Raw genomic sequence first — 24,932 nt, forward strand, 5'->3', positions numbered from 1 at the left:
CTGCGCAAGCTACCCCCCGTCCATTACCAAGTTCCGATGCCGCTCATAGGATCAATCAATAGAAGTGGTTCGACCGCAGCTAGACTGCATCGAACCTCACGACCAGCACAACGTGGAGGCAGGTTCGAGTGGATGCACGAAAGCTCAAGTACTTCCTGGCTATCGTCGATGAAGGAAGCATCAATCGCGCGTCCGAGGTGTTACTCATCGCCCAACCCACTCTTTCTCAGGCCATCGCTGGACTGGAGCGCGAATTGGGAGTGCCGCTGTTCCATCGCATCGGTCGGCGACTCGTACTGAGCGACGCCGGCGAAACCTTGGTAGGGCCGGCTCGAGTGGTGTTGCGCGATCTGGACGACGCGGAAGCAGCTGTCCATGGCTTGAAGGGACTTCGGGGCGGACGCCTCGACCTGATTACGATGCCGTCACCGGGAATAGAGCCCCTCACCACTATCCTCACCGCGTTCGGTCGACTGTTTCCGGCAGTAACCGTGAATGCCCAAGCCGCATTCACACCTGAAGAGGTCCTCCGAGCGGTTCGCACCGGCGTCAGCGAGATCGGCATTCTCGGCTCACCTCAGGCCGTTCAGGCACCGGACCTGCGGGTGGTGACGTTCAAGAGCCAGCCTCTGTTGCTGCTGTCGAGCCCCGACGCGGATCTACCTGACCGGCCCGAGATTCAGCGGTCGGAGCTGTCAGGGCTGAGGTTGATAGCTTCACAGCAGGGGTCGCTGATGCGATCGCTGGTGGACGACATTCTCGCCAGCGGGATCCCCGCCACTATCGCTGCCGAAGTCGCACACCGGACGTCTATCCTTCCCATGGTGCTCAGCGGCTTCGGCCACGCAGTCACTCCCTCTGCCTGGGCGGCGTCGGCCGAGAAGGCAGGTGTGCGAGTTCGCCGCATCGTCCCGGAGTCATACCTGCACGTCGCCGCCGTGTGCCGACTGACACACATGACTCCCCCGGCGAGAGTGCTGATGGACGAAGCCCAGAAATACGCCGGCGAAGTACCCAATTGAGCACTACCGAGAATGCTTCAACGCATCGCGCAGACCATTGTGGGCACTGTCGGAACGCGACCTCGCCCGGCACTTGAACATCGGCGCTACCGATAACTTCTATTGGTAAAACGTATTGGACATTCGAGGCTGCTTAGCCCCTTAATAGATCGACTCGAATTGTGACACAGGCGACAACGCGTATCCGGAACCGGACGCTGTCATTCGAGATAATCGCGATAGGGGTTTTTCAAATGCCGACCGAAACCGACGATCTGGTACATCACCTGGCGTACGCAGCGGCCAACAGTGCGTTCGAGTCACTGTCACCGGAGGCGATAGAAGCCGCCAAAAAAAGCATCTTGGACACTCTCGGAGTAATTCTCGCAGCCAGTGGCGTCGAGCCGGCGGTACGCGCAGCTATCGACCTGGTCCGAGAGGGTGGTGGTACCCCTGAGGCGTCCCTCATGGCTTTCGGAGGCAAGCTGCCGGCAATTGCTGCAGCATTCGCCAATGGTGCCTTGGCGCACTGCCTCGACTACGACGATCAGACTCCCTGGGGCCAGCATGCTTCCAGTTCGATCATCCCTGCCGTTTTCGCCGTCGCAGAGCGCAAGGGCGGCGTAACCGGCAAAGACCTCATCGCGGCGGTCGCGACGGGTCAAGACCTGTTCGCCCGGCTTCGGTGCAACGTCGGTTGGCGTAAGGACTGGAACCTGTCGACAGTGGTGGGGGTGTTCGCCGCCACCGCGGCAGCGGGCCGCGTGCTCGGCCTTTCCGCCAGTCAGCTTGCCCATGCACTCGGCATAGCAAGCATGCAATCGAGCGGTGTCATGGAGGTAGTGGCTGGAACCGGAAGCGACCTTCGTGGTATGTATGCTGGCTTTTCTGCCCGAGGCGCAGTGACAGCCGTTCTATTGGCCGAGAAAGGCACCACGGGCGTCGACACCCTGTTCGAGGGCGAATATGGCTTCCTGAAAACATACTTCGGCGGCGTATACGATCGCGCGCAAATTCTCAAGGGCCTGGGAAGCGATTACCGAGGTAGCGGAACTCTCTACAAGAAGTGGCCGGCTGTCGGTACCGCTCACAGTCACATTCACGCGACCATCGAACTACTGAAAGAAAATGAATTGACTGCGGACGATCTCATCGAGATTCGCGTATTCGTCGGCGACTACCACGATCTCATGTGCCGTCCGCTCGAAGCACGCCGAACCCCAACGACGTTGGTCGACGCAAAGTTCAGCCTCCCATTTCTCGTCGCAGTCGGCGCAGTTCATGGGACCGTAAAGATCTCGCACTTCAGCAGCGAATCTTTGAAGGACAAATCCGTCCTGGCCGTTGCTCAGAAAATAGTGCCGATAAGTGATGCATCTCTGGACTGGACTCTCGAGTTACCTCCGGGGCGAGTCGAGATCGTCACTCAGGACGGTCGGCGATACGAGAAGACCGGCACCGGGGTACCAGGGAACGATGATGCGCCGCTCTCTTGGAGCGACCTGGCCGAAAAATTCAGCGATTGTGCGGCAGTCGCCGTTACCAAGCATTCAGACGACGTTCTCGTCAAGGTCGTGGACTTGATCAAGAACTTGGAGTCGCTCGACGACGCAACGGTCGTAATGGAAAATCTCAGTCCTGCTGTGGACGAGCGTTTTTTACTGAAGTACGAGACATCGTCGCAGTCGACTTCGACGGAATCCGAGGCGCGGTCGTGATCGCTATCTGGGCGCTCGTGGCATTCATCGGCACCATCGTAGCGTGGAATGCAGTACTCAAACGAAACATCGGCGAGGCGATGCTCGTCGGCTTCATCGTAGTCGGCGCGTTCGCCGGCCGAGATGCGCCACGGTACATGGCGAACGGCTTCGTCGACGCGATTCAGGCCGAAATTACTTTTGCTGCGCTGGCGTTCATTTTCATGAGTTTCATTCTGGCGAAAACACCGGTGCTCGATCGGCTCATCGATATTCTGAACTCATTCCTCGGGCGAATGAAGGGAGGGCCGATTTACACCACGACGCTGGCTGGGGCGATTTTCGGTGCGGTCGCCCATGTCGGCGCATCAATGGCCGCGGTCGTGGGATCGGTGACTGTTCCATGGATGAAGCGTTCCGGCGTCAGCGGAGAATTGTCTGCCACCGTCGTAGCCGGTTCAGCAGGCATGGGTTTGACGTTTCCATTCAGTGCGACCATGTTCATCTTGGTCGGATCTGCCACAGTCAGTGGCATGATGGACGCGGACGACATCATCGTCCCTCTCGGCATCGCCGGTGTGTGGTGTCTCGTCTACCGACTTGTACTCAATTTCTATCTGATTCGCAGGAACGGCCTGCAGCCGATCGCTGTCGAGGACCGAATTCCTGCCCGACGCAGTCTTCGCGCTGGGTGGACCTCGGGCCTTCTACTGATTCCGCTGCTCGTCCCCCTGTTCCTCACCCAGGGGCCGATCGCGAACGCACTGGGGCAATACACGGACTTGGTGATGTCGAGAGCAATTAGCATCATCACCTGGATCCCCGTTCTGATGATTCTGCTCGTCCTCTTTCTCGGACGTAGACACCTGCCCAGAGACGGCAGAGGCTGGTGGAAGATACTCGGCGAATCCGCGCCCCAGTTCGGAATCATCGGCACGACGCTCGTCGCGGCGTTCTCCGCGTCCGCCGTCCTTGGCCAATTGCGCCTTCCCGAGCAGTTGACCTCGATGCTCGAGTCATTGGCCGCACCGAAATGGCTGATGGCAATTCTGGTCGGAATCATCATAGTGGTCATCGCAATCCCCTTGACGGCGTCGGCCACCGTAGCAACCGTCGGACCGGTGGCGGTCGCAGCATTGGCCGGGGCGGGCGTTCCTGTACCGATCGCAGCTGCCGCGGTGCTGGTCTTTGCGTCCACCGAGGGATCTTCACCACCGTCCGGCGCGCCGATCTACATCGCGGCAGGAATCGCAAGAATCGATCCGTCGAAAATCTTTGTGCCGCTGCTCAAGTACTACTGCATTCCAATTCTCGCTATCGGTGTGCTGATCGCGCTCGGCCTTCTCCCCGTCTGAATGGATAGGACACCACATGTTCCGCACAGTCGTCTCGACCCTCTTCCGCCTCAGCACAGTCGTTTTTCTGGTCGGGGGGCTGGTGATCGTCCTCTGTCAGGCGGTCGGACTGATCCTCGGCAGAGGGGAATTCGTTACTCAGACTTTTGCCTCGATGAGCCCTTACGTATTCGGTAGCGCGGGAGTAGCCGGGTTGCTTGCATTCGTCATGTCGTATCTCGATGATCCCGACGACTCTTCGACCGACTCCAGCTTTCATGACGCGGCACCGGGTGGAGCATCGTCCGCGCCGCAATGAACGAGTCCTGACGACCAGCGGTCGGGCACCTACCGACGAATACGCAATTCTACTGCTAGACAACCGCATTCGTCGACAGGCGTCGGTCGACACCGATAACCCCGTGCTGTCGATGTATGGGACCGTCCAACTCGCGCAGCCGCTGTCCCGATGCGCCGCTTCGGTCAGCTATCAGCTGCGCCAGAATCGAGATGGCTGTCTCCTCGGGGGACCGCGCATCAAGATCGAGTCCGAGGGGTGAGTTCACACGCGCGATCACATGCTCGGAAAGTCCCGTAGCACGTAGTCTTTCGAGCCGCTCGGAGTGCGTGCGCCGCGAACCGAGCGCGCCCACGAAGGCGAGCTCGTCCAGCTCCAGTGCGGCCACCAACATCGGGACATCGAACTTGCTGTCGTGTGTCATCACACAGACCACCGTGCGACCGTCGAGTCTGCCGGCAGTGTGTTCGGCTTTCAGATATCGGTGCGGCCAGTCGTTCACTACCTCGTGCACGTTCGGGAAACGTTCGGTCGTCGCGAAGACGGGCCTCGCGTCGACGACGGTCACCCGGTACCCGAGCAGCGTGGCAGATGCACCCAATGCTCGGACGAAATCGTTCGCGCCGGCCAAGACCATCCGCGGCGGAGGGAGGAAAGTATGGACGAACGCGCGGGCACCGTCGCCCGATACTTCGACAATTCCGGTCGATCCCGACTCGTGCAGGCTGAGCTCACCGTTGTGAAACGCGCACGCCGACCGGTTGCCTCCTGGCACCTCCGGGTCACCCGTCACGAAACGCCGCGGCTCGTCGTCGAGCACCGTCACCAGGGCGAACCGGCGATCCTGGTCACGGGCCGCGATCAACCGATCGATCATCTGTTTGTCCGAGGGGTCAATTCGCTCGATGAACACTTCGATTTCGCCCCCACACGGGAGTCCGACCTCGAGTGCGTCGGGGTCGGAGTAGCCGAACAGCTCGCACGCGGACGTCCCGGTTGTGATGACCTCGAGCGCTGTATGAATCACAACTGATTCGACGCAACCTGCCGACAACGAACCCAACGGCTCCCCGTCAGCGGTCACGACCATGCTGGCTCCGACGGCACGCGGGCCGGCTCCGGAAGTTGCCACGACACGTGCCAACGCGACGGGAGAGGACTCCAGGAGAATACTGATGTCATCGAGCAATTCGAACATTCAAGAGCCTTTCCCGAATCGCGACGCGATTGAGATCTCGGCATTCGAGAACGCGTGCGATTACATACATCAAATCCGCCGATGCCGCGGTGTCGAGACGCGAACGATATAGCGACGACCTGACTTCCGCTCGACGGTACGCCGCAGTAACGGCCCCTGCCACCGAACCTGCGGCCAGAGGGGTTCCCTGCCAGTACGTGCCTAACCAGTGCCTGTCCGATTCACCGATCCGCTGCAACCATGGGGCCAACAGTCGCGTCCTCACGTTCGTACAGTGACCAGGAGAGTGCAATGGCCCCACAGCACGACACCGATTCGCCCCAAGAAGCTCGCGTTCCACACAGCATGACGCGCCGAACGTTTGTCGGTACCTCTATCGCTGCAGGTGGCGCAATAGCGGCCGTTTCTTTGCTGAACGGTTGCTCCAACGAATCAACCACACCGGTCACCCCGTCCGAAACGTCGCCGGTGCGATTGACGGTGAACGGCGCCGAACGTGAACTTGCCGTTGACAATCGCACTTCCCTGCTCGACATGTTGCGGGAGCACACGGAGTTGACCGGAACGAAGAAGGGCTGCGACCAGGGCGCGTGCGGTGCCTGCACCGTCCTGTCGGACGGTCAGCGGGTGTTGTCCTGCCTGACGCTTGCCGTCCAAGCGAACGGATCAGACATCACAACCATCGAAGGCCTCGAAACAAATGGCCAATTGCATCCGCTACAGCAAGCATTCATCGACGAAGACGGCTTCCAGTGCGGCTTTTGCACCTCCGGCCAGATCCTCTCGGGAATCGGCTGTATCCGCGAAGGTCACGCCGGCTCTCCCGAAGAGATTCGAGAATCGATGAGCGGCAACATCTGTCGATGCGGTGCCTACACCAACATCGTCACCGCCATCTCCCGCGTGGCGGAACAGGGAGGTGCGTGAATCATGTTTCCTTTTCAGTACGACACGGCTGCCGATGAGGCAGCAGCACTGGACGCAGCCGACGGCGGTGCCCGTTATCTCGCCGGAGGGACCACCCTAGTCGACCTGATGCGTCAGACCGTCGAACGTCCCACCCGAGTCGTCGATATCAACGCGCTGCCCTACCGCGACATCGAACTCGACTCGAACCGCCTGCGCATCGGTGCCCTCGCTCGAATGTCGGACGTTTCGGCCGACGAACAAGTGCAGAAACAGTTTCCGATGCTCACCCAGGCGTTGGATCTCAGTGCCTCGGCGCAGCTGCGCAACATGGCTTCCATCGGCGGGAATCTACTCCAGAGGCCACGTTGCCTGTACTTCCGCGACGTCAATGCAAGATGCAACCGTCGCCAGCCCGGATCCGGCTGCGCCGCAATCGATGGCCGCAATCGCACATTGGCGATCTTCGGAACAAGCACGGAGTGCGTGGCAACCCACCCGTCCGATCTTGCTGTCGCGCTGACCGCGCTCGACGCCACGATCGTCACCCGAGATCGAGACGGAGAGCGGACGATCCCGATCGCCGACTTTTTCAGGTTGCCCGCAGACACACCCGACCGCGAGAACAACCTCGCCCCCGGAGCACTCATCACCGCCGTAGAGATCCCGGTCCGCCCTGACACCAGGCGATCCGGGTACCTGAAGGTGCGTGACCGCTCGTCGTACGAGTTCGCTCTGTGTTCGGCTGCTGTCGCGCTCGACATCAGCGACGGTACCGTTCGTTCGGCCAGAGTCGCTGCCGGCGGAGTAGGTACGGTGCCATGGCGCCTGACCGGCGTCGAGGAACGACTCGTCGGACAGAGGCCGAGCCCCGAGTTGTGGAACACCGCGGCGGACGCTGCGACAGCGGGCGCGCAACCCCTCTCCGAGAACGGATTCAAGGTGATACTGCTCCAACGCACCGTCCGACGTCAGCTCTCGAGAGTGGCGGCCCTGTCGTGACGACTCCACTGAGTGCGAGACTATCCGGTCAACCCCTCACCCGCGTCGACGGCCGTCTCAAGGTCACCGGAGCTGCGCTCTATGCTGCAGACAACCCGGTACCGGACCACCTGCACGCAGTCCTGGTGTGCAGTACTGTTTCCCGGGCAACCGTGGCGTCGATGGACACCGATGCGGCCAGCGATCATCCTGACGTCGTCAGGGTGATCACCGACTTCCCGGGTATCGAACTCCCCTACGACATCTCTCGGGTCAACTTCTTCGGCCAACCGTTGGCGGTGGTCGTCGGCAATACCCTCGAGGCAGCGACGCACGGTGCGGCACTGGTGTCCGTTCGGTACAACGAAGAAGCCCAGAGCACCAACCTCGACGACGCGTCCGGAGAGAACCGCGAACCCAGCAGAATGGAGCCCGCGTACTCCCGCGGAGACGCGGACACAGCACTTCGCACCGCGCCTGTCGTCGTCGACCGCGAATATTCCATTGCGCGCAACTATCACAACCCGATGGAGATCCCCGCGACAATTGCGTCGTGGGACGGCGACCAGCTGACAGTGTGGGACAAGGTACAGGGAATCCACTACAGCAGGGCCGCATACAGTGGCGCACTGGGAATTCCGGCCGAGAACATTCGCGTCGTCTCCCCCTTTGTGGGTGGCGCATTCGGTAGCGCCGGCGAGACCTGGCCGCATCAATTCCTGGCCGCAGAGGTAGCCCGTCAGCTTCGTCGTCCAGTGAAGCTGTCACTGACGCGACCCCAGATGTACGCCGCGATCGGCTACCGCCCCACGAGTCGTCAGCGACTGGCTCTCGGCACCGATCGTGACGGAAGATTTCTTGCCACCGTGCACGAGAGCGAAGTCGAGGTGTCGCGTTACGGAGGGTACGAGGACTCCCCCACGGAGGGGACGAGGCTGATGTACACGTCTCCGGCATTCCGGTCGGCTGCAAGCGTAGTTCCCCTCGACACCAGTGAAGCGACCTACATGCGAGGACCAGGAGCTGTCACGGGCGCGTTCGCGCTCGAATGCGCCATCGACGAAGTCGCCGAGCAACTCCGGCTCGATCCGATCGAAGTTCGGTTGAGGAACGAGCCTACGGAAGACCAGACCAACGGCACCCCGTTCTCCACGCGCAGACTCACCGAGTGCTTCCGCAGAGGTGCCAATGCGTTCGGGTGGTCTCGACGCAACGCGACCCCCGGCGCCGTACGTGACGGCGACCAGCTCATCGGTATGGGTACCGCTTCGGCGCTGTACCACACGCTTCGCTCACCGTCCTCGGCGATGGCTCGGGTCAACTCCGACGGTAGGGCCGAGATCTTCGCCGCCGCAAGTGATATCGGGCCAGGTACATACACTGCGATGACTCAGCTGGCTGCCGACGCGCTAGGTTTGCCACTCGACAGGGTCACCTTCTCCCTCGGCGACAGCGACTATCCGCAGGCCGCAACGCAATACGGGTCACAGGGAATGGCGAGCGTCGGTTCGAGCATCGAGATCACCGCGAACATTTTGCGAGATCGCATCATCCGAACCGCCGTACTCGATCCCGCATCCCCTTTGAATGGGGCTCGGCCGGATGAGATCGACGTCGTCGACGGGCAGATGCAGGTACGCGGCGACTCGGGCAGAGCTGAGACCTATCGGGACATGTTGCGCCGCCGAGGCGAGCCGAGCATCGAAGCCTCCGAGACCTACACTCCGGAAGATGTGAGTGCCCAGTTCTCCATGCACGCATACGGAGCCGTGTTTGCCGAGGTTGCTGTGGATGAGCTACTCGGAACCGTGAGGGTGCGGCGAATCTACGCCGTGTACGACGCTGGCCGAATCATCAACCCCAGGATGGCGCACAGCCAAGCCCTCGGCGGTATGACACAAGGCATCGGCATGGCGCTGCTGGAGTCCGCAGAAGTCGACTACCGCGACGGACGTCTGGTCAATGCGAATCTTTCCGACTACCTCGTACCGGTGAATGCGGACGTTCCCGTTCTGGACGCTGTCTATCTGGACGCCCGCGACGATATTGCAGATCCGATCGGCGTCAAAGGTCTGGGTGAAGTGGTGATGGTGGGAGTTCCTGCAGCGATTGCCAACGCGGTGTACAACGCCACAGGGCGCAGGGTGACCGATCTGCCCATCAGCGTCGAGAGCCTGCTTTGACCCACGGCAGAAGCAGGCTCGGCCGATAGTGCTTGCTATCGGCCGAACCTGTTCGCGGTCTCGGTCTCGGACTGTCCCACTTACGACGGATCGGTCGGATCCCCGACACTGATGACGGCGATGAGGTCTCCACCTTCGACCTGCGCGACACCGGTGATCGCAAGGCGGGTGATACGGCCGCCGCGTGGTGCGGTGATTGTGGCTTCCATCTTCATGGCCTCGATGGTGGCCAAAGTGTCCCCAACTGAGACAGAATCCCCCTCAGCCGCAACCATCGTCACGACTCCAGCGAACGGTACCGCTACGTGAGACGGATCGTTTCGATCCGCTTTCTCCGAAGCCGGGGCATCCGCGGCAATCGACCGGTCGCGCACCGACACCGGGCGCAACTGCCCGTTGAGGATGCACATAACCGTCCGCATTCCGGCGTCGTCGGGCTCCGAAATGGCCTCGAGCCCGATCAGCAGCTCCACACCCTTTTCGAGCTTCACTCGGTGCTCGTCACCCTGTCGTAGACCGTAGAAGAACTGGTTCGCCGACAACGACGAGGTGTCGCCGTACTTCTCGCGGTGTTCGGCAAGTTCCTTGGCGGGGCCGGGGAACAGTAACCGGTTCAACGCTTCTCGACGAACCGGTCCGGCTGTGTCGAGTGCTGTCTCGTCGTCGGGTGTCAGGGGTGCGTCACGGCGTACCCCGGTTCGGCCGGCGAGCGCCCTTTCGCGGAACGGTTCCGGCCATCCACCGGCTGGCGTCCCGAGATCTCCGCGCAAAAATCCGATCACCGAATCGGGGATGTCGTATTTCCCCGGGTCCGCCGCAAAGTCGTCGACACTCACTTCGGCACCCACCAGATGCAGTGCGAGATCGCCGACCACCTTCGAACTCGGGGTCACCTTGATCAACCTGCCCAATAGGCTGTCCGCGTCGGCATAGGCCCTCTCGACCAGTTCGAATCGGTCCCCGAGTCCGAGAGCGATCGCTTGCTGACGCAGGTTCGACAGTTGGCCGCCCGGAATTTCGTGACGGTACACCCGTCCTGTCGGCGAGGGGAGCCCGGACTCGAATGGCGCGTACACCTTTCGCAGAGCTTCCCAGTACGGCTCTAGATCGCACACGCTCTGCAGGCTCAAACCGGTATCGCGTTCGGTGTTCGCCGCAGCCGCCACGATGGCCGACAACGCCGGCTGGGACGTCGTGCCCGCCATTGGAGAGGACGCACCGTCGACGGCGTCCGCCCCCGCCGTCCACGCAGCGAGGTACGTCGCCAGCTGCCCACCGGGTGTGTCGTGAGTGTGCACGTGCACCGGAAGGTCGAAGTTCGCGCGCAGCGCTGTCACCAAAGTGGTCGCCGCCGGTGCCCGCAACAGACCCGCCATGTCCTTGATCGCCAACACGTGCGCGCCGGCGTCGACGATCTGCTCGGCAAGCTTCAGATAATAGTCGAGGGTGTAAAGGTCCTCTCCAGGGTTCGACAGGTCACCGGTATAGCTCAGCGCCACTTCCGCTACAGCAGAGCCGGTTTCGTGCACAGCGTCGATAGCCGGTCGCATCTGGTCGACGTTGTTCAGCGCGTCGAAGATACGGAAAATGTCGACACCGGTCTGCGCGGCCTCCGCCACGAATGCGGACGTCACCTTCTGCGGATACGGGGTGTACCCCACTGTGTTCCGGCCGCGAAGCAACATCTGTAAGCAGATGTTGGGAACCGCCTCGCGCAGGGACGCCAATCGATCCCAGGGATCTTCGTGCAGAAAGCGCAGTGCCACATCGTATGTCGCACCGCCCCAGGCTTCGATCGAGAGCAGCTGCGGTGTCGATCTGGCCACGAAGGGAGCCACGGCCATCAAACCCGTCGTGCGCACCCGCGTGGCCAGCAGCGATTGGTGGGCGTCTCGGAACGTCGTGTCCGTCACCGCCAAAGCTTTCTGCTGTCGCAGAGCTCGCGCGAAGCCATCGGGGCCCAGTGCCCGCAGTCGTTGACGACTCCCGTCCGGCGGGGCAACCGACAGGTTCAGGTCCGGCAACTTGTCTCGTGCGTAGACCACAGTCGGACGGATGCCGTGCGGCATGTTGACCGTGATATCCGCCAAATAATTCAGGATCTTCGTGCCTCTGTCACCGGATGCGAACGAGGTCAACAAGCCGGGCCGCTGCTCGATGAACGAGGTCGTGATGCGTCCGGCTCGGAAGTCCGGGTCTGCCAGAACACTCTGCAGGAACGGAATGTTCGTCGCGACTCCGCGGATGCGGAATTCGGCTACGCCCCGTTGTGCACGCGCGACCGCGGTCTCGAAATTCCGGCCACGACACGTGAGCTTCACCAGCATCGAATCGAAGTATGCGGACACCTCCGCTCCGGTAGTGGTGCCACCGTCGAGACGGATGCCTGCCCCGCCGGGCGTCCTGTAGGCGGTGATCCGGCCGGTGTCCGGCCGAAAGCCGTTGGCCGGATCCTCCGTGGTGATGCGGCATTGAAGGGCAGAGCCGCGAATCTTGATGTCCTCCTGGAGGAGTCCCAGGTCCTCCAGCGACTCGCCCGCTGCGATCCGCAACTGAGACTGCACCAGATCGACGTCGGTGATCTCCTCGGTGACCGTGTGCTCGACCTGGATACGTGGGTTCATCTCGATGAAGACATGGTTTCCGTCGCGATCGACCAGGAACTCCACGGTTCCGGCACACGCGTACCCGATTTCCCGCGCGAAGGCGACTGCATCCGCGCACAGCCGAGAACGGAGCGCCTCGGAAATGTTCGGGGCCGGAGCGATCTCCACCACCTTCTGGTGGCGGCGCTGCACCGAGCAGTCACGCTCGAACAGATGGATGACGTTGCCATAGGTATCGGCCAAGATCTGCACCTCGATGTGGCGGGGCTCGATGACCGCCTGCTCGAGGAATACCGTCGAGTCACCGAACGCCGACTCCGCCTCTCTCGCAGCAGCTTCGATCGCCTCTCGAAGATTTTCTATCTTTGCAACCCGACGCATGCCGCGCCCACCACCACCGGCGACAGCTTTGACGAACACCGGGAAAGTCATGGCCTCGGCCGCAGCCAGCAACTCATCGACATCCGACGAAGGTTCGGACGACGAGAGCACGGGCAGACCAGCCGCCTTTGCCGCTGCGATTGCCCGAGCCTTGTTGCCCGTCAATTCCAACACCGTCGACGAAGGGCCGACGAAGGTGATTCCAGCGGCAACGCACGCAGACGCCAGATCGGGGTTCTCGGACAGGAACCCGTAACCGGGGTAGATCGCGTCTGCGCCGGCGCGGACTGCGGCGTCGACGACCTTCTCGACCGAGAGGTAGTTACGAACTGGATGGCCCGGTTCACCTATCTCGTAAGCCTCGTCGGCTTTGGTGCGATGCAACGAATTTCGGTCCTCGAACGGGAACACAGCAACGGTGCCCGCTCCAAGCTCGTAGGCAGCACGGAATGCTCGAATTGCGATCTCACCGCGGTTGGCGACCAGTACTTTGGAGAACATGTGGACAGCAAACCCCTCGACGAGCTGGAATCGGACTGTTGAGTCGTGCAGAACGTCAGTCGGTCACAGATGGGTACCACTTCTGCATGAGGTCGGTCTGATCGGCGGAGCCCCCGAGTCGTTCGACTGCCTCATCCATCATCTCGGCGACCAACGATCCGACTCGCAGTTTCTGCCCGACGTGGTCTGCCAAAGCCTCGGCGAGATGCGCGTCCTTACGCATCAATTCGAGCGTGAAGCCCTGCTTCAAGTTGGGGAAAACGATCTCAGGATACGTGTAATCGGTGACGTAGCTGCGCCCGGACGACACGTTCAGGACGTCGACCATGACGTCAGGGGCGATTCCGTATCGCTCTGCAAGAGTGATCATTTCGACCGTCGCGAACCGATTGCAGTGGTTCAGAAGGTTGTTGACCAGTTTCGCGGCGTGTCCGGCACCTACCGGCCCCAGGTGAAACACGTTGGAGGTGATTGTGTTCAGCAGCGGTTCGGCGCGGGCGAAATCCTCGTCGGTTGCACCGACCATGAGGGTGGCCAGACCGTCGTAGGCGCGTCGGACCCCGCCGGCGATCGGTGCGTCGATGTACGAGATCGACTTCACGGCGAGGTCGCGGACGAGTCCCTCGTCGACGATGGGGGTGCTGCTCGTGGTGTCGATGACGAGTGAACCCGGATCCATCTTCTCGGCCAGGCCGCCGTCACCAAGCAGAAGCTTCAGGACGTTGTCGGGGCCGGGAAGAGACAGGAACACGACATCGCATGTCGCGATCTCGTCGAGCGGCGCGAACCTCGCTCCCCGTTCCTCGAGGGGGGTTGCGAGGGCGGGGTTCAAGTCGTTGACCCACAGCGTGTTCGTGTCGACGAGTCGAGACGCGATGGCCGACCCCATCGCTCCGATGCCGACGAATCCAATAGTTTGCGACAAGAGTCCGCTCTCCTCATAAAGTCTGACAATTTACATACTGCTGCACTGTGAATGGATTGTCAATGAACAGAGGCCTTCCCGGCGATGTGATCGGCACCGGACCGCCGAGAAGGAGCATCGATCTGCCGGACAGACAGGGCACACAGGGCCGAGATGATGGTCGATGCCGCGATCCAGAGCACGACCGGCATCCCAGAGTCCATGTCCGCCACCAACTTCGTCAGCACCAACGGCGTCACCGCACCGCCCAGAATGACTCCCAGGGTGAACCCGATCGACAGACCCGTGTATCGGACCGCACCGTCGAACGCCTCGGCGAAGAACACGCCAATGGTTCCCCACGTCATCGAGTACCCGGTCAGCATGACCAGGTAAGCACCGAGAACGACGGCCTGGTTCTCCGTGTCGAAGGCCCGCATCCATCCGTACGCGGTCACCGCGATAGCGATATTGCCCGTGATGAAGATCTGCTTTCGACCGACGCGGTCGCTCAGCGCACCGAAGAAGATACTGGCCGCGATCACCCACACGGCCGCCGGGATGATGATCACGAGCATCTCGTTTCGTGTGAAACCATGGTTTGAGCCGTACGACAGACCGAAGACGGTCGCAGAGTAGAAGGTCACCGAGTTGCCCACGGCTGCACCGGCTATCAACAGAACAGCCATTTTGTGACGCCGGAGCACTACCAAAACAGGAGCGGGGGCTATTTCGTGCGACTTCTGCAAGGACTCGAACGCCGGGCTCTCCTCGAGCCGCAACCGAATGATCAACCCAAGGATGACGAGCAGACTGCTGATCCAGAACGGGACGCGCCACCCCCAGCTGAGGAAGGCGTCGTCGCCCATCGCCGTGCCGACCACCAGGAACACGATGTTCGCTACGATCAGGCCGCACTGGGCACCCGTCTGAACCCACGAACTGTAGAAGCCCCGCTTGCCCTTGGGGCTGTGTTCGACTGTCATCAGTACGGCACCGCCGTATTCGCCGCCCAGCGCAATACCTTGGATGAAGCGGAGAACAACCAGCAGGATGGGGGCGGCGATCCCGATTGTGGCGTACGACGGAATCAGCCCGATGGCGACAGTGGCGGTGCCCATCATCACCAGAGTCGTCACCAACGTGACCTTGCGACCCACTCGGTCCCCGAAGTGACCGAATACAACTCCGCCGAGCGGCCGTGCCACGAACGCCACACCGAACGTCGCGAGTGAGAGAAGCGTTCCGGTCACGGGGTCGGAATTGGGGAAGAACACCGTCCCGAACACCAGCGCGGCGGCGGTTCCGTAGATGAAAAAATCGTAGTATTCGATCGTGGTACCCATCAGGCTGGCGATTCCCACCCGCCTGACGTCACCCGTACTCGGTGTCCGGGACATCTTGTGCCTCAATTCCGGTCGTCGTGTGCGAGTCGCTCGCGCAGCTCGACCTTGCGGATTTTTCCACTCATCGTTTTCGGCAGGTCGTCGACCACGACGACCCGTTCAGGGCAGTAGCGCTTGGCCAAGCCGCACCCAATCAAGAACTCCCGCAACGAGTCCACCGTCACAGTCGTTCCTGGCCGGCAACGAACGAACGCACAGGCTCGTTCACCCAATCGGTCGTCGGCGTAGCCGACCACGGCCACATCCGTTACGGCCGGGTGGCGGAATATTTGACTCTCCACGGCCCCGACGGGGATGTTCTCGCCGCCGCGAATGATGATGTCCTTGGTGCGGCCCGTTATCGTCACCGACCCGTCCGCGTGCTGTATAGCTGTGTCTCCGGTTGCAAACCAACCGTCTTCGTCGAACGCATCGACGGTGGCCTCGGGGCGGTTGTGATATCCCACGAACAATCCCGTTCCACGGAGCCACAGGTCACCCACCTCTCCTGTCACTGACTCGACACTGTCGGCGGTGCGAACGGACACCTCCGCATTCGCCAATGGCAGACCGTCGGTCGTGCGATTGATGTCACCGAGTCCCGGTCGGCCGGACACTGCAATGCCGAATTCCGTCATGCCCCATGCGGGGATCACGGAGCATCCGAGCACGGCTTCCGCCTCCGACATCAGGGGTCGAGGAATGGGGGCACCGGCAACGGCAACGAGGGCCAGATCGCGCGCGTGTTCGCGGGTCAGACCCGACGAGCGAATCAGGTCGATCAGGAACGTCGGAGAACCGACCATGCACGTGATCCGCTGCGACTCAAGGACTTGTGCGCCGACCTCGGGGCTCCATTTTTCCATGAAGACAGCCGTTCCGCAGAGATACACGGTGAACAAGGCACCCCAGAAGAACCCCGTCGAATGACCGACCGGTGACATCACCAAATTTCGCATCGGTTGTCCGAGCGAATCCGGACCGACGTGTGCAGCCCAGCCTCGCACCACGACGTCGAGCGTTGCGTGCAGGTTCATCACAGCTTTGGGGGTGCTCGTCGTTCCCGATGTGAAGGCGAGCTGAGCGGGACCCAGCGGGTCGGCCGGGACCTCCACGAACGAGTCTGCGGAGCCCATGAGCCCGTCAAGCGACAATGTTCCGTCGACTGGCTCACCGACCACCACTACCGTCAGGGCGACGTTGCCCAGCACCTCCTTCGGCAAGGCGGTGGCCACGACGTCGGAGGAACCGTGGTGGCGTGAGACGATGAGCACCGTCGTCCCCGTCGCACTCGTCATGGACTTCACTTCGTGTGAGCCGTAGGTGATCGGGATCCCCGAATAAGTTGCCCCTGTGCGCAAGACGCCATAGACGACGCCGAGAAACTCCGCCGAGTTCGTCATCATGACAGATACGACGTCACGAGGCACCACGCCGCGGGACTGCAGTCCCGCGGCAACCCGACGGCTCATCGCGTCCAACTCTGAGAACGTCATCTCCCGGACGGTCCGGCCCTCGTGGTCGACGCTGACCGCCGCCACTCGGTCGGGGTGCCGCGCGACGGCCTCGTCGAGGTACTCCCACAACGAGGCGTGTCGCCACAACCCTTGGTCGAGCCTGCGCAATGCCTCGTCGGCCGAGACCACCGAACCGGCGGGCAGGTCTCGCATCATCGTGCTCATCGCGCCGAGGGAATATCGACTCGCATCGACACGATGCTGCTGTCGCGCGCGGCCTTGCGGGCTTCGACATCGAAATCCGGTGTTGCACAGAAGAACAAGGTGTGGCCATCTGTGCCTCCGAGCGCACAGGCAAAGACGCACGAGCCCGGATCTACGCTCTCCACGATCGCACCGTCGACCACCCGATGCAGCCGATCCTGCCGAATGTCAGCCAGCCACACCCCACCCTCGGAATCGATGCACGATCCGTCCGGAGCGACCGTTACCTCTTTCAACGCCTCGTCCGCGTTCGACGAAATCGGTAGCGGCCCGAACGACGCCCAGACGCGTCGGTTGACTAGATCCCCGGATTCGGTCAGGTCGAAGGCTGTCATGCGATTGCCGAACGTCTCGTTGACGAGCATGACGTCGTCGGCGGTAATGACACACCCGTTGGGGAACCACAGGTCGTCCGCCACCCGCGTGATGGTGCCGTCCGGATCGACTCGGTGAATGAATCCCCGTCGCATGTCTTCGCCGGCGTAGAGGTCGAATCCGAAGTCTCCCAGATAGGCGCGTCCGTGCCGGTCGACCACGATGTCACCGAGGAATCCTCGGACGTGCTCGGACAGATCTGCATGTACGACGAGACTGCCGTCCGCCTCACGACGCAAGAGCGTCTTGTCCATCATCGACACGATCAGAAGACGACCGTCTGGCAACCAACCGAGACCCGACGGTTGTTGGGGTACCGTCGCTTCCTCTCTCAGGTCCGAGCCGTCCTCGCAGGCCGACTGCACCTTGTGTGTGTACAGGTCGGAGAACCAGATACGGCCGTCATGCCAGCGCGCGCCTTCGGTGAATGTCAGTCCGGGAACGACGGTGTCGAACGTTGTGGGCACGGTGAACTCCTCGATGGTGGTTTCTGTGTCGAGCTCAAGCACGGCGTCGTCCCCGTTGGGCATACGCATAGGTACCGACAGCGATCAGCAGAATGAAGCCGTAGATGGTTTGGCGCGTCGAATCCGGGATGTTGAGCAGCGGCGTGACGTTGTTCAACAAAGAGAGGAACAGTGCTCCGAGGATCGCACCGATGAACGAGCCTCGACCGCCCGTCAGTACAGCTCCGCCCAGGAACACGGCGGCGAAACAGGTCAACGTGTATCCCGCACCGACCGAATTGGACCCGATGCCGGTCTGCGACGCTAGGAAGATTCCACCGACAACAGCACCGAACGAACACACCAACAGTCCCACTGTGCGCACGCGGGTGACCGATTGACCGACCCGTCGGCTGGACTCCATGTCGAACCCGGTCGCCCGCAATGCGAGGCCGGAGGGGCGACGTTGGAGCCACCATTCGGCTCCGATGGCAATGACGACGAGAACGATGAAAGGTGCAGGAACGAAACCGATTCCGAGTGAGAACATCGAGTTCAACCCGGGTGCGATAGTCCCCTCAGGCTTGGGTCTGAGCACGATAGCGAGCCCAGCAATGATAGCCATCGTCGCGACGGTCGCAACGATGGCGTTCACCTTGAGCCTCTCGATCAGGAATGCGTTGAGACATCCGATGACCAGCGCGGTGAGCACGAATGCCGGTACCGCGACGAGCAAGGTGCCCGCCGACAGATCCGGTAGCACCAGCGATGCGATGACTACGGTGAGACTCATGGTGGAGCCAACCGAAATATCCAGGCCACCTGACACCATCACGTATTGCTGTCCGAGCGCGACGAACGCGAGCGGCAAAGTCAGTAGCAAGAGGTTGGCAAGGTTCTGCGGAGTCCAGAAGACCTCCGATTGCGTTCCCGTGTAGATGGACACCAGTGCCAGCAGAATCAGCAGCATCGCCACTGGAATCTGGCCTGACACCCGACCGAGTGCCCGCCCCAACCAACTCGGGCCGATGGGAAGGCCGACCGACTCGTCGTCGACATCGACCGCACCGACGAAGCTGCGAACGATTGCGGCTTCCGTTGTGGGAGAGGGCAATTCCTCAATCGCCACGCCCTTCGACATGACGACGACTCGATCGCACAGTCCTGCCAGTTCCGAGGAATCAGACGAGTTGATCACAACGGCGACACCGGAGTCCGCGGTGTCGGCAATGAGGCTGTAGATGTCCAGACGTGCTTTCGCGTCCACTCCCTGAGTGGGTTCATCCAGCATCAACACCTTGACCTGGCGCAACGCGGCGCGCGCCAGCACTGCTTTCTGCGCATTGCCACCGGAGAGCGCACTGATGGGCTGATGCGCCGATGCGGCGACAATTCCCAGACTGGCTTTCGCGCTCTCGAACTCAGAATTGAGACGGCCCGGCAGGGCCAGTCCGAACGGTCCGGCGTCCGACCCGAGTTGGGTTGTGGCATTCGCCATCACCGACAGTGGCAGAAACACCGATTCTGCAGCGCGATCGCCGCTTTGGAAACTGATTCCGGCGTCCAGCGCCGAGGGCGGACTGAGCCGCTTGATCGGAGCACCATCCACCGAGACATCGCCTGCGTTCCGGTCGATCCCGATCATTCCGCGCAGTACTTCGCGTTGCCCGTTCCCTTCGGCACCGGCAATTCCCACGATCTCGCCGGCTGCGACGCTGATGTCGACAGGACCGTATCCTTGCCCACTGAGTCCGACGACCCTCAACCGCTCCGGTGCACCATTCACTCGCGGTGCGCGGGTGGGAAATTCGAGCGCAGTCGGCGCGCCCACCATCATCTCGACGATGTCGTCGACTTCCCAGTTTCCCGAATCGAAGGTTCCCTGGATGACGCCGTCGCGAATGACGGTCACGCGGTCGGCGAGACGCCGAACCTCAGGCAGTCGATGGCTGACGTAGACGATGGCCGTGCCCTCGTCGCGAGATGTCCGAACCAGTCCGTCGAGATGCTCTGCGTACCGCATGTCCAACGCTGCGGTGGGCTCGTCGAGCATCAGAACGAGCGGGTTGTGAGCCATGGCCTTCGCAACTTCGAGGAGCTGCCTGGAACCGGGTCCGAGAGCTCGCACTGTGTCGCCGGTTCCGAAGGGCAGGTCGAATCGTGCGAGCAGACCGTCGAGATCCTCCGGTGGCGTCTCACCGACAGAGTGGAACGAGAGTTCGACGTTCTGCCGAACGGTCAGGTCTTCCACGAGGGATGTGTCCTGGTAGGCAACCATGAGCCCGAGCTGACGAGCTCGCCGCACACCGCTTCCGGCGAGCTCCGTGCCACCGATCAACACATTGCCCTGCTCCGGCGTGAGTACACCGGAGGCCGATTTGATCAGAGTCGACTTGCCGGAACCGTTTTCGCCGACGAGCGCATGCACCTCGCCTGGTCGTACGTCGAAGGAGATCGAGTCGAGCGCTCGGACACCCGGGTATACCTTGGTGACATCGGTCATCACCAATACTGGATCGAGGTTGGTTGTCGACGCCTGCTCGACGGGAGAATTCGCTACGGTCATGACGCGGACAATGCGAGCGCGATCTGAGCGGGCGTCAGAAGACTCGGAACCGGTGTGCTGGCGGGGATGGATGGGTCGGCATTCTGCAGTACGCTGTCGAGCGGAACCACCGGGTTGGGCGAAATCATCTGCCGGTTGACGTCCTGCCCCGCTCTGAGCATGATTCCCGCAGTAACTGCGATTCGTCCGCTCCATACCTGACTATTGGTGACGAAGCTGGTTGGGTTGAGGTTGGCGTTCCGAGCTTCCGTGAACGCGGTCAGCCAGGACTGGTTCACCACGTCGGACATGACGACCGGCGGTGTCTGGCCGCGGTCGACGAACGGACGCACCAAGTCTTCGGGGGTGTAGTCGTACACGATTGCACCCGGTGTGGTTCCGGACGACAGGAGTGCGTTGGCTGCCTGGGCTGTTCCCTGGGGAGTCCACTGCGTGAATCCTTCCAGTGCGCGAGTCCACCCTGCGGCTTGCATCGACCGCTCGAAGCACGGCTGCCATGTTGCTGCGTTGCTGTTTCCCGGGATTCCGGTGTACATCGCGTAGGACTTGTTGGGCGCGTTCGTCGCGGCGATCGCTGCACCTGCTTCGGTGTAGGTCTGGCAAAGGTCCGGAACCACCTGAGCCGCTACCGTTTCGACCACATCGTCGGGCAACGGTGTTTGGGCCTCGACGACGAGAATGCCGGCGTCCTTCGCCTGCTGCAGGACGGGGCCCACGGCTCCACCGTAGATCGAGTTGAGCACGATGACGTCGACGCGCTGTGCCACCAAGCTCTGGAAATTGGCGAGGAAACCGGCGACATCGGTGGACGAGTTGTAGACGATCTTCGCGACCTGCGGCGACGCTATCGCCTGAGCGGTGATCTCGCCTCGGAAGATGCTGCGCCACGGGTTGACGTTGTCGTTTGCGAACGCGACGGTGAGCGATCCGCGGCCGGTTTCGCAGACGTTGCTCTGCATGCACTCCGCAAACGTCTGATCTTGCTCGCCGGTGAGAGGAACGGATGCCACGGCCATGGTGTTCAGGATGGTCGGGTCGAGTGAATCCGCGGGAATCGGCTGTAGGAACGCCTTGTCGATGGTCGCCTGCAGGGCCTCGGGAGTGGCGATATCGGCCGACACCGGTTCCACAGACGCACCGCTGCCGCTATCCCCGGCAGTAGTGCTCGAGCAGCCTGCAACCAAGGCCGCTGCAGCCAAGGCTGCGGCGTATCGAGCGCGCCGTGAACGGGCACGATGGCGCTGATTGGGCAGTGACGCGGAAGATCTCATATCTGACTCCATGTGTTGGGGGAACGCGGGACCGAAGAAGGGAACATGTCAGCTCTTGCTGCGAAGCAACCGGGTGAATCGACGGACGCTGCTGGCGCCGACCGTTCCTACGGTGATTGCGGCGACGGCGATCACCAGGGCGGCGCCCTGGACGATCGTTCGGGCACCGGCGGAGAGGCCGAGGATCGCAAGAGCCTGGTCGAGCAACTGGAGAAAGATGCATGCGACGACGACGCTGGCGACACTCGCGGGCCCGCCCGCAAAAATTCCGCCTGCGATTCCGACCGCGGTCACCGTGGCCAGCTGATACGGAACACCCACGGTGCTGTCCGGCGTACCGACGAACCCGGACAGCAGCACTCCGGAGAGTCCGTAGAGAAGGCCTGCAGCCGCGAAGCTCGACAGCCGCACTCGGGTGACTCTGACTCCTAGTGCGCGCGCCGCTCTCGGATTCGAACCCACCTCCGCGACTCGTCGACCCGCACGTGTCAGGTGCAGTACGCCCGCGAGGAGTGCGGCCAGTACGACTGCGACCAGGAAGCACGCGTTGACGCGGAAGATCGACAGCTGCGCGAAGTCTTGGAGTGCTTGGGGCGCTTGCCCGGTCAGCGAGAAGGAGACGCCGGTCGAGTAGCTGATGAGGCCGGTGACGATTCCGAACGTCGCCAGCGTGACGATCAGTGAGTTGAGTCCGAGAACCGAGATCAATATCCCGTTCACCGTGCTGATCACCACCGCCATCGCTACCGCTGCGACGAGGACGAGCGGGACGTTGGCACCGTCCCCGCCGTAGTGGACGATGATTCCCGCCACTGCCGCAAGAATTGCCGGCACGGAGAGGTCGATAGCTCCGAGCATGATGATGAGCATCTGCCCCATGGAAGCGAGCGCAAGTGTCCCGGCGAGCGCCGTGACAACCCAGACCGAGTCTCCCTTGAGGCTGGCAGGTGCAACGATGAGCGCTGCAACGATGAGGAGCGCCAACGCGGCCCATGCCGCGAGGTAGCGACCGGGGTATCGATACTTGATGTCGGTCAGTCTGCGCGTGCTCCTCTTGGGAGCATGCGAACTCGCCGCCGTCGAACCACTCTGCACGACCGTTGACATTTGGTAACTTTCTTTACATTCAGCGAAAAAGACTGACCGAGGTGATGGCTGTCACAGCATGACTCAGAGTCGAGTCTCCGGTCAAGGCTTTCGGTCAAACAATTTACTGACTGTAGTGTTGAGCATGCCAGTGAATGCCGCGCGGGCTCACCATGTCCGGTCGTCAGCTCAAAGCCTGGCGAGAATCGTCCGCGCGCGAGAAATGACCGGTGGATCCACCATCTCACCGTCGATGGCGACAGCTCCCCCGCCTTCGGAAACCCAACCTGCATCGACGGCCGCCGCGACGCGACGCGCCCAGGCGATATCGGCCTCCGACGGACGTAGGACGTCGTGCACCAAGTCGACCTGACGTGGATGAATACACAGCTTGCCAGTGAGTCCCATTGCTTGTGCATGCATCACGTCGTCGATCAGACGTGCCGGGTCGTCCAACGACGTGGTGACACCGTCCACCGGGCCGGCGATTCCGGCTCCGGCGCTGGCGAGGACCAACTGAGACCTTGTGTAGAGGAACGCATCCCGTGAATCAGGATCGACCCGCAACGCTGCGGCAAGGTCGATGTGTCCGAGAGCAACCCGAACCACTCCCTCGGCGGCCGCGATCGACTCCGCCCGAAACACTCCGGCGGGTGTCTCGATCAGTGGTACCAACGGCAGTCCCGATCGGCGGTGCAAGGCCTCGACCATGACCGGAGAATCGGTCTTGGGGACCATGAGGGGCACACCGAATCTGCGCAACGAATCGATCTCGTTCTCGTGCCACCGCGAGTTCACCGCATTGATACGAACTATCGACACCGACTGTCGCCGTCCCGGTTCGAGCCACTGGACAACCGAGGCCAGTGCCGTGGACTTGTCGCCCGCACTCACCGCGTCTTCCAGGTCGAGAACAACGACATCCGATCCCGATGCATGAGCTTTCTCGAACCGGTCGGCTCGTGACGCCGGGACGAAGAGGAAGCTTCGGGCAGCTCCGATCTGCGCATGGACGCTCATCTCACGATCACGATCGGACGCCACACCAGCACCGTGGACGAACCCTGGTCGAGCGCGTCACGGCTCGAGGTGACAACTCGCAGTCCGAGAGCCCGGAGCCCGTCGGCGCTCGAGTCCACACTTTCGATCGTCACGGTCGAGGTGAGAAAATCTCCCTCGCGCACGGGGCCTACGTGATCGCAGCCATGCCAGCCGGCGACCGCAACGATTCCCGGAACGGCTTGACACACGTGATGGAACGCGATCCCGATGGAGTGACCGCCGTACACCAGCCTCTCTCCTCCTCCCGCCTCCGAATCGTGATGCACGCGTGCGACGTTCCCCGTCATTCGCGCGAGTTCGGGGGCACTGGAGACCACGTCGCCGCCGAGTACGTCGAGCTCGGTGCCCACCTCCCACGTCGTCGGACCGCCCGGTTCTGACAATTCGTGGACGTTCCATCCCGCCACCGACGAGAACAAGCCGGGATGTGCGGACGAGTCCGTTTCCGATGAGATGTCGTCGCGGTGGTCGGTCTCGGGGGCGAGCGGTGAGAGCAGAACCATCGCGCATCGGCGGTAGTCGAGGACTGTTCGCCCGTGCTGATCCACCGTGGTGATGCGCAGTACGACGAGTCCCGTCGGCGGCCGGTCCGGCCGGCGGGCGTTCTCACGAAGGGCTTCGACGACTGTCGTGGTTCGCAGAGTGTCGCCGACCACGGGAGAACGATGAAAATGCAGCCCTCGGTAGAACAGATTTGCTCGTACGTGTTGTGTTGCCGGTGTCGACTGGCCGATCGAGATGTCCCACACCAGAGCGGGGTTGACGATCGAGCCGCCGCAGATCGCCTGCGCGGACGCACGATCGAGGGACAGTGCATACCGGTTGCCCACGATCGAACTGTGCACCGCAGCGAGCCCGTCGGTCAGCGTTACCGCCGGCGCGGTATCGAACAGCTGGCCCACGACCAGTTCATCGAAATAGGGACTCCGGACCGATTTCCGAGGGGACTCGACCACCGACATGCACATACCACCATTCACGAGTTGACCGATGAACAGCTAGACTACTGTCAGATTATTGATTGGCTGCA

At 62.0% G+C, this 24,932-nt stretch carries 18 protein-coding genes; 7 read left to right on the top strand and 11 right to left on the bottom strand.

Annotated elements, in window-relative coordinates:
* The first annotated feature begins 128 nt into the window (after nucleotides 1-128).
* From CH278_RS14760 to CH278_RS27605, 4 genes are all read left to right on the top strand, one after another.
* The gene (locus CH278_RS14760; RefSeq protein WP_037183733.1) at nucleotides 129-1,022 is read left to right on the top strand and encodes a LysR family transcriptional regulator; all 894 of its coding nucleotides are present in this window, start codon (nucleotides 129-131) and stop codon (nucleotides 1,020-1,022) included.
* 233 nt (nucleotides 1,023-1,255) lie between these two features.
* Nucleotides 1,256-2,719 (top strand): MmgE/PrpD family protein, encoded by a 1,464-nt coding sequence (locus CH278_RS14765; RefSeq protein ID WP_094622251.1) that lies wholly within the window; start codon nucleotides 1,256-1,258, stop codon nucleotides 2,717-2,719.
* Entirely contained in the window at nucleotides 2,716-4,053 is a 1,338-nt protein-coding gene (locus CH278_RS14770) for a TRAP transporter large permease subunit (protein WP_094622252.1), read from the top strand. The genes CH278_RS14765 and CH278_RS14770 overlap by 4 nt, the downstream gene beginning before the upstream one ends.
* Nucleotides 4,054-4,207: 154 nt before the next feature.
* Complete coding sequence (locus CH278_RS27605; protein WP_179274375.1) at nucleotides 4,208-4,351, top strand: hypothetical protein; 144 nt, start codon at nucleotides 4,208-4,210, stop codon at nucleotides 4,349-4,351.
* A 55-nt stretch (nucleotides 4,352-4,406) separates the two neighbouring features.
* Here CH278_RS27605 and CH278_RS14780 read toward each other — a convergent pair whose 3' ends face one another.
* Nucleotides 4,407-5,528 carry an XdhC family protein gene (locus CH278_RS14780; RefSeq protein ID WP_094622254.1) on the bottom strand — a complete coding sequence of 374 codons (1,122 nt, stop codon included), beginning with the start codon at nucleotides 5,526-5,528 and terminating at the stop codon, nucleotides 4,407-4,409.
* A gap of 291 nt (nucleotides 5,529-5,819) precedes the next feature.
* Between CH278_RS14780 and CH278_RS14785 the strand changes: the two genes are divergently transcribed.
* The 3 genes from CH278_RS14785 to CH278_RS14795 are packed head-to-tail and all read left to right on the top strand — an operon-like array spanning nucleotide 5,820 to nucleotide 9,598.
* Nucleotides 5,820-6,455, top strand: a complete 636-nt coding sequence (locus CH278_RS14785) for a (2Fe-2S)-binding protein (RefSeq protein ID WP_037183729.1) — start codon at nucleotides 5,820-5,822, stop codon at nucleotides 6,453-6,455.
* Between the two features lie 3 nt (nucleotides 6,456-6,458).
* Entirely contained in the window at nucleotides 6,459-7,436 is a 978-nt protein-coding gene (locus tag CH278_RS14790) for an FAD binding domain-containing protein (protein WP_037183726.1), read from the top strand.
* Entirely contained in the window at nucleotides 7,433-9,598 is a 2,166-nt protein-coding gene (locus CH278_RS14795; RefSeq protein ID WP_094622255.1) for a xanthine dehydrogenase family protein molybdopterin-binding subunit, read from the top strand. Before CH278_RS14790 ends, CH278_RS14795 begins: the two co-directional genes overlap by 4 nt.
* A gap of 80 nt (nucleotides 9,599-9,678) precedes the next feature.
* Here CH278_RS14795 and CH278_RS14800 read toward each other — a convergent pair whose 3' ends face one another.
* From CH278_RS14800 to CH278_RS14845, 10 genes are all read right to left on the bottom strand, one after another.
* On the bottom strand, nucleotides 9,679-13,086 hold the full coding sequence (locus tag CH278_RS14800; protein WP_094622256.1) for a pyruvate carboxylase: 3,408 nt from the start codon (nucleotides 13,084-13,086) through the stop codon (nucleotides 9,679-9,681).
* Between the two features lie 55 nt (nucleotides 13,087-13,141).
* Nucleotides 13,142-14,011: an NAD(P)-dependent oxidoreductase gene (locus CH278_RS14805; RefSeq protein WP_037183720.1), complete on the bottom strand. Its 870-nt coding sequence runs from the start codon at nucleotides 14,009-14,011 to the stop codon at nucleotides 13,142-13,144.
* Between the two features lie 59 nt (nucleotides 14,012-14,070).
* A complete protein-coding gene (locus CH278_RS14810) occupies nucleotides 14,071-15,390 on the bottom strand; it encodes an MFS transporter (protein ID WP_052060100.1) in 1,320 nt (439 codons plus the stop codon).
* 8 nt (nucleotides 15,391-15,398) lie between these two features.
* Nucleotides 15,399-17,057 carry an AMP-binding protein gene (locus tag CH278_RS14815; protein ID WP_037183718.1) on the bottom strand — a complete coding sequence of 553 codons (1,659 nt, stop codon included), beginning with the start codon at nucleotides 17,055-17,057 and terminating at the stop codon, nucleotides 15,399-15,401.
* On the bottom strand, nucleotides 17,054-17,980 hold the full coding sequence (locus CH278_RS14820) for an SMP-30/gluconolactonase/LRE family protein (protein WP_306436700.1): 927 nt from the start codon (nucleotides 17,978-17,980) through the stop codon (nucleotides 17,054-17,056). Before CH278_RS14820 ends, CH278_RS14815 begins: the two co-directional genes overlap by 4 nt.
* The gene (locus tag CH278_RS14825; protein ID WP_176459267.1) at nucleotides 17,973-20,483 is read right to left on the bottom strand and encodes an ATP-binding cassette domain-containing protein; all 2,511 of its coding nucleotides are present in this window, start codon (nucleotides 20,481-20,483) and stop codon (nucleotides 17,973-17,975) included. The genes CH278_RS14820 and CH278_RS14825 overlap by 8 nt, the downstream gene beginning before the upstream one ends.
* Complete coding sequence (locus CH278_RS14830) at nucleotides 20,480-21,754, bottom strand: substrate-binding domain-containing protein (protein ID WP_176458690.1); 1,275 nt, start codon at nucleotides 21,752-21,754, stop codon at nucleotides 20,480-20,482. Before CH278_RS14830 ends, CH278_RS14825 begins: the two co-directional genes overlap by 4 nt.
* Before the next feature lie 48 nt (nucleotides 21,755-21,802).
* Nucleotides 21,803-22,861 carry an ABC transporter permease gene (locus CH278_RS14835; protein WP_094622258.1) on the bottom strand — a complete coding sequence of 353 codons (1,059 nt, stop codon included), beginning with the start codon at nucleotides 22,859-22,861 and terminating at the stop codon, nucleotides 21,803-21,805.
* A gap of 168 nt (nucleotides 22,862-23,029) precedes the next feature.
* Nucleotides 23,030-23,884: an HpcH/HpaI aldolase/citrate lyase family protein gene (locus CH278_RS14840; RefSeq protein WP_080738113.1), complete on the bottom strand. Its 855-nt coding sequence runs from the start codon at nucleotides 23,882-23,884 to the stop codon at nucleotides 23,030-23,032.
* Nucleotides 23,857-24,864: a MaoC family dehydratase gene (locus tag CH278_RS14845; RefSeq protein ID WP_037185282.1), complete on the bottom strand. Its 1,008-nt coding sequence runs from the start codon at nucleotides 24,862-24,864 to the stop codon at nucleotides 23,857-23,859. The genes CH278_RS14840 and CH278_RS14845 overlap by 28 nt, the downstream gene beginning before the upstream one ends.
* Nucleotides 24,865-24,932: the final 68 nt, after the last annotated feature.

Origin of the sequence: Rhodococcus sp. 05-2254-5 (assembly GCF_002258575.1) — a bacterium.
Classification (GTDB): Bacteria; Actinomycetota; Actinomycetes; order Mycobacteriales; family Mycobacteriaceae; genus Rhodococcoides; species Rhodococcoides fascians.

Bases quoted from the DNA above. Each gene is read 5' to 3' on its own strand.
- CH278_RS14835 (WP_094622258.1), bottom strand. From the start codon at position 22,861: ATGTCAACGGTCGTGCAGAGTGGTTCGACGGCGGCGAGTTCGCATGCT.
- CH278_RS14815 (WP_037183718.1), bottom strand. From the start codon at position 17,057: ATGAGCACGATGATGCGAGACCTGCCCGCCGGTTCGGTGGTCTCGGCC.
- CH278_RS14790 (WP_037183726.1), top strand. From the start codon at position 6,459: ATGTTTCCTTTTCAGTACGACACGGCTGCCGATGAGGCAGCAGCACTG.
- CH278_RS14845 (WP_037185282.1), bottom strand. From the start codon at position 24,864: ATGTCGGTGGTCGAGTCCCCTCGGAAATCGGTCCGGAGTCCCTATTTC.
- CH278_RS14800 (WP_094622256.1), bottom strand. From the start codon at position 13,086: ATGTTCTCCAAAGTACTGGTCGCCAACCGCGGTGAGATCGCAATTCGA.
- CH278_RS14830 (WP_176458690.1), bottom strand. From the start codon at position 21,754: ATGAGATCTTCCGCGTCACTGCCCAATCAGCGCCATCGTGCCCGTTCA.
- CH278_RS14825 (WP_176459267.1), bottom strand. From the start codon at position 20,483: ATGACCGTAGCGAATTCTCCCGTCGAGCAGGCGTCGACAACCAACCTC.
- CH278_RS14810 (WP_052060100.1), bottom strand. From the start codon at position 15,390: ATGTCCCGGACACCGAGTACGGGTGACGTCAGGCGGGTGGGAATCGCC.
- CH278_RS14785 (WP_037183729.1), top strand. From the start codon at position 5,820: ATGGCCCCACAGCACGACACCGATTCGCCCCAAGAAGCTCGCGTTCCA.
- CH278_RS14780 (WP_094622254.1), bottom strand. From the start codon at position 5,528: ATGTTCGAATTGCTCGATGACATCAGTATTCTCCTGGAGTCCTCTCCC.
- CH278_RS27605 (WP_179274375.1), top strand. From the start codon at position 4,208: ATGAGCCCTTACGTATTCGGTAGCGCGGGAGTAGCCGGGTTGCTTGCA.
- CH278_RS14765 (WP_094622251.1), top strand. From the start codon at position 1,256: ATGCCGACCGAAACCGACGATCTGGTACATCACCTGGCGTACGCAGCG.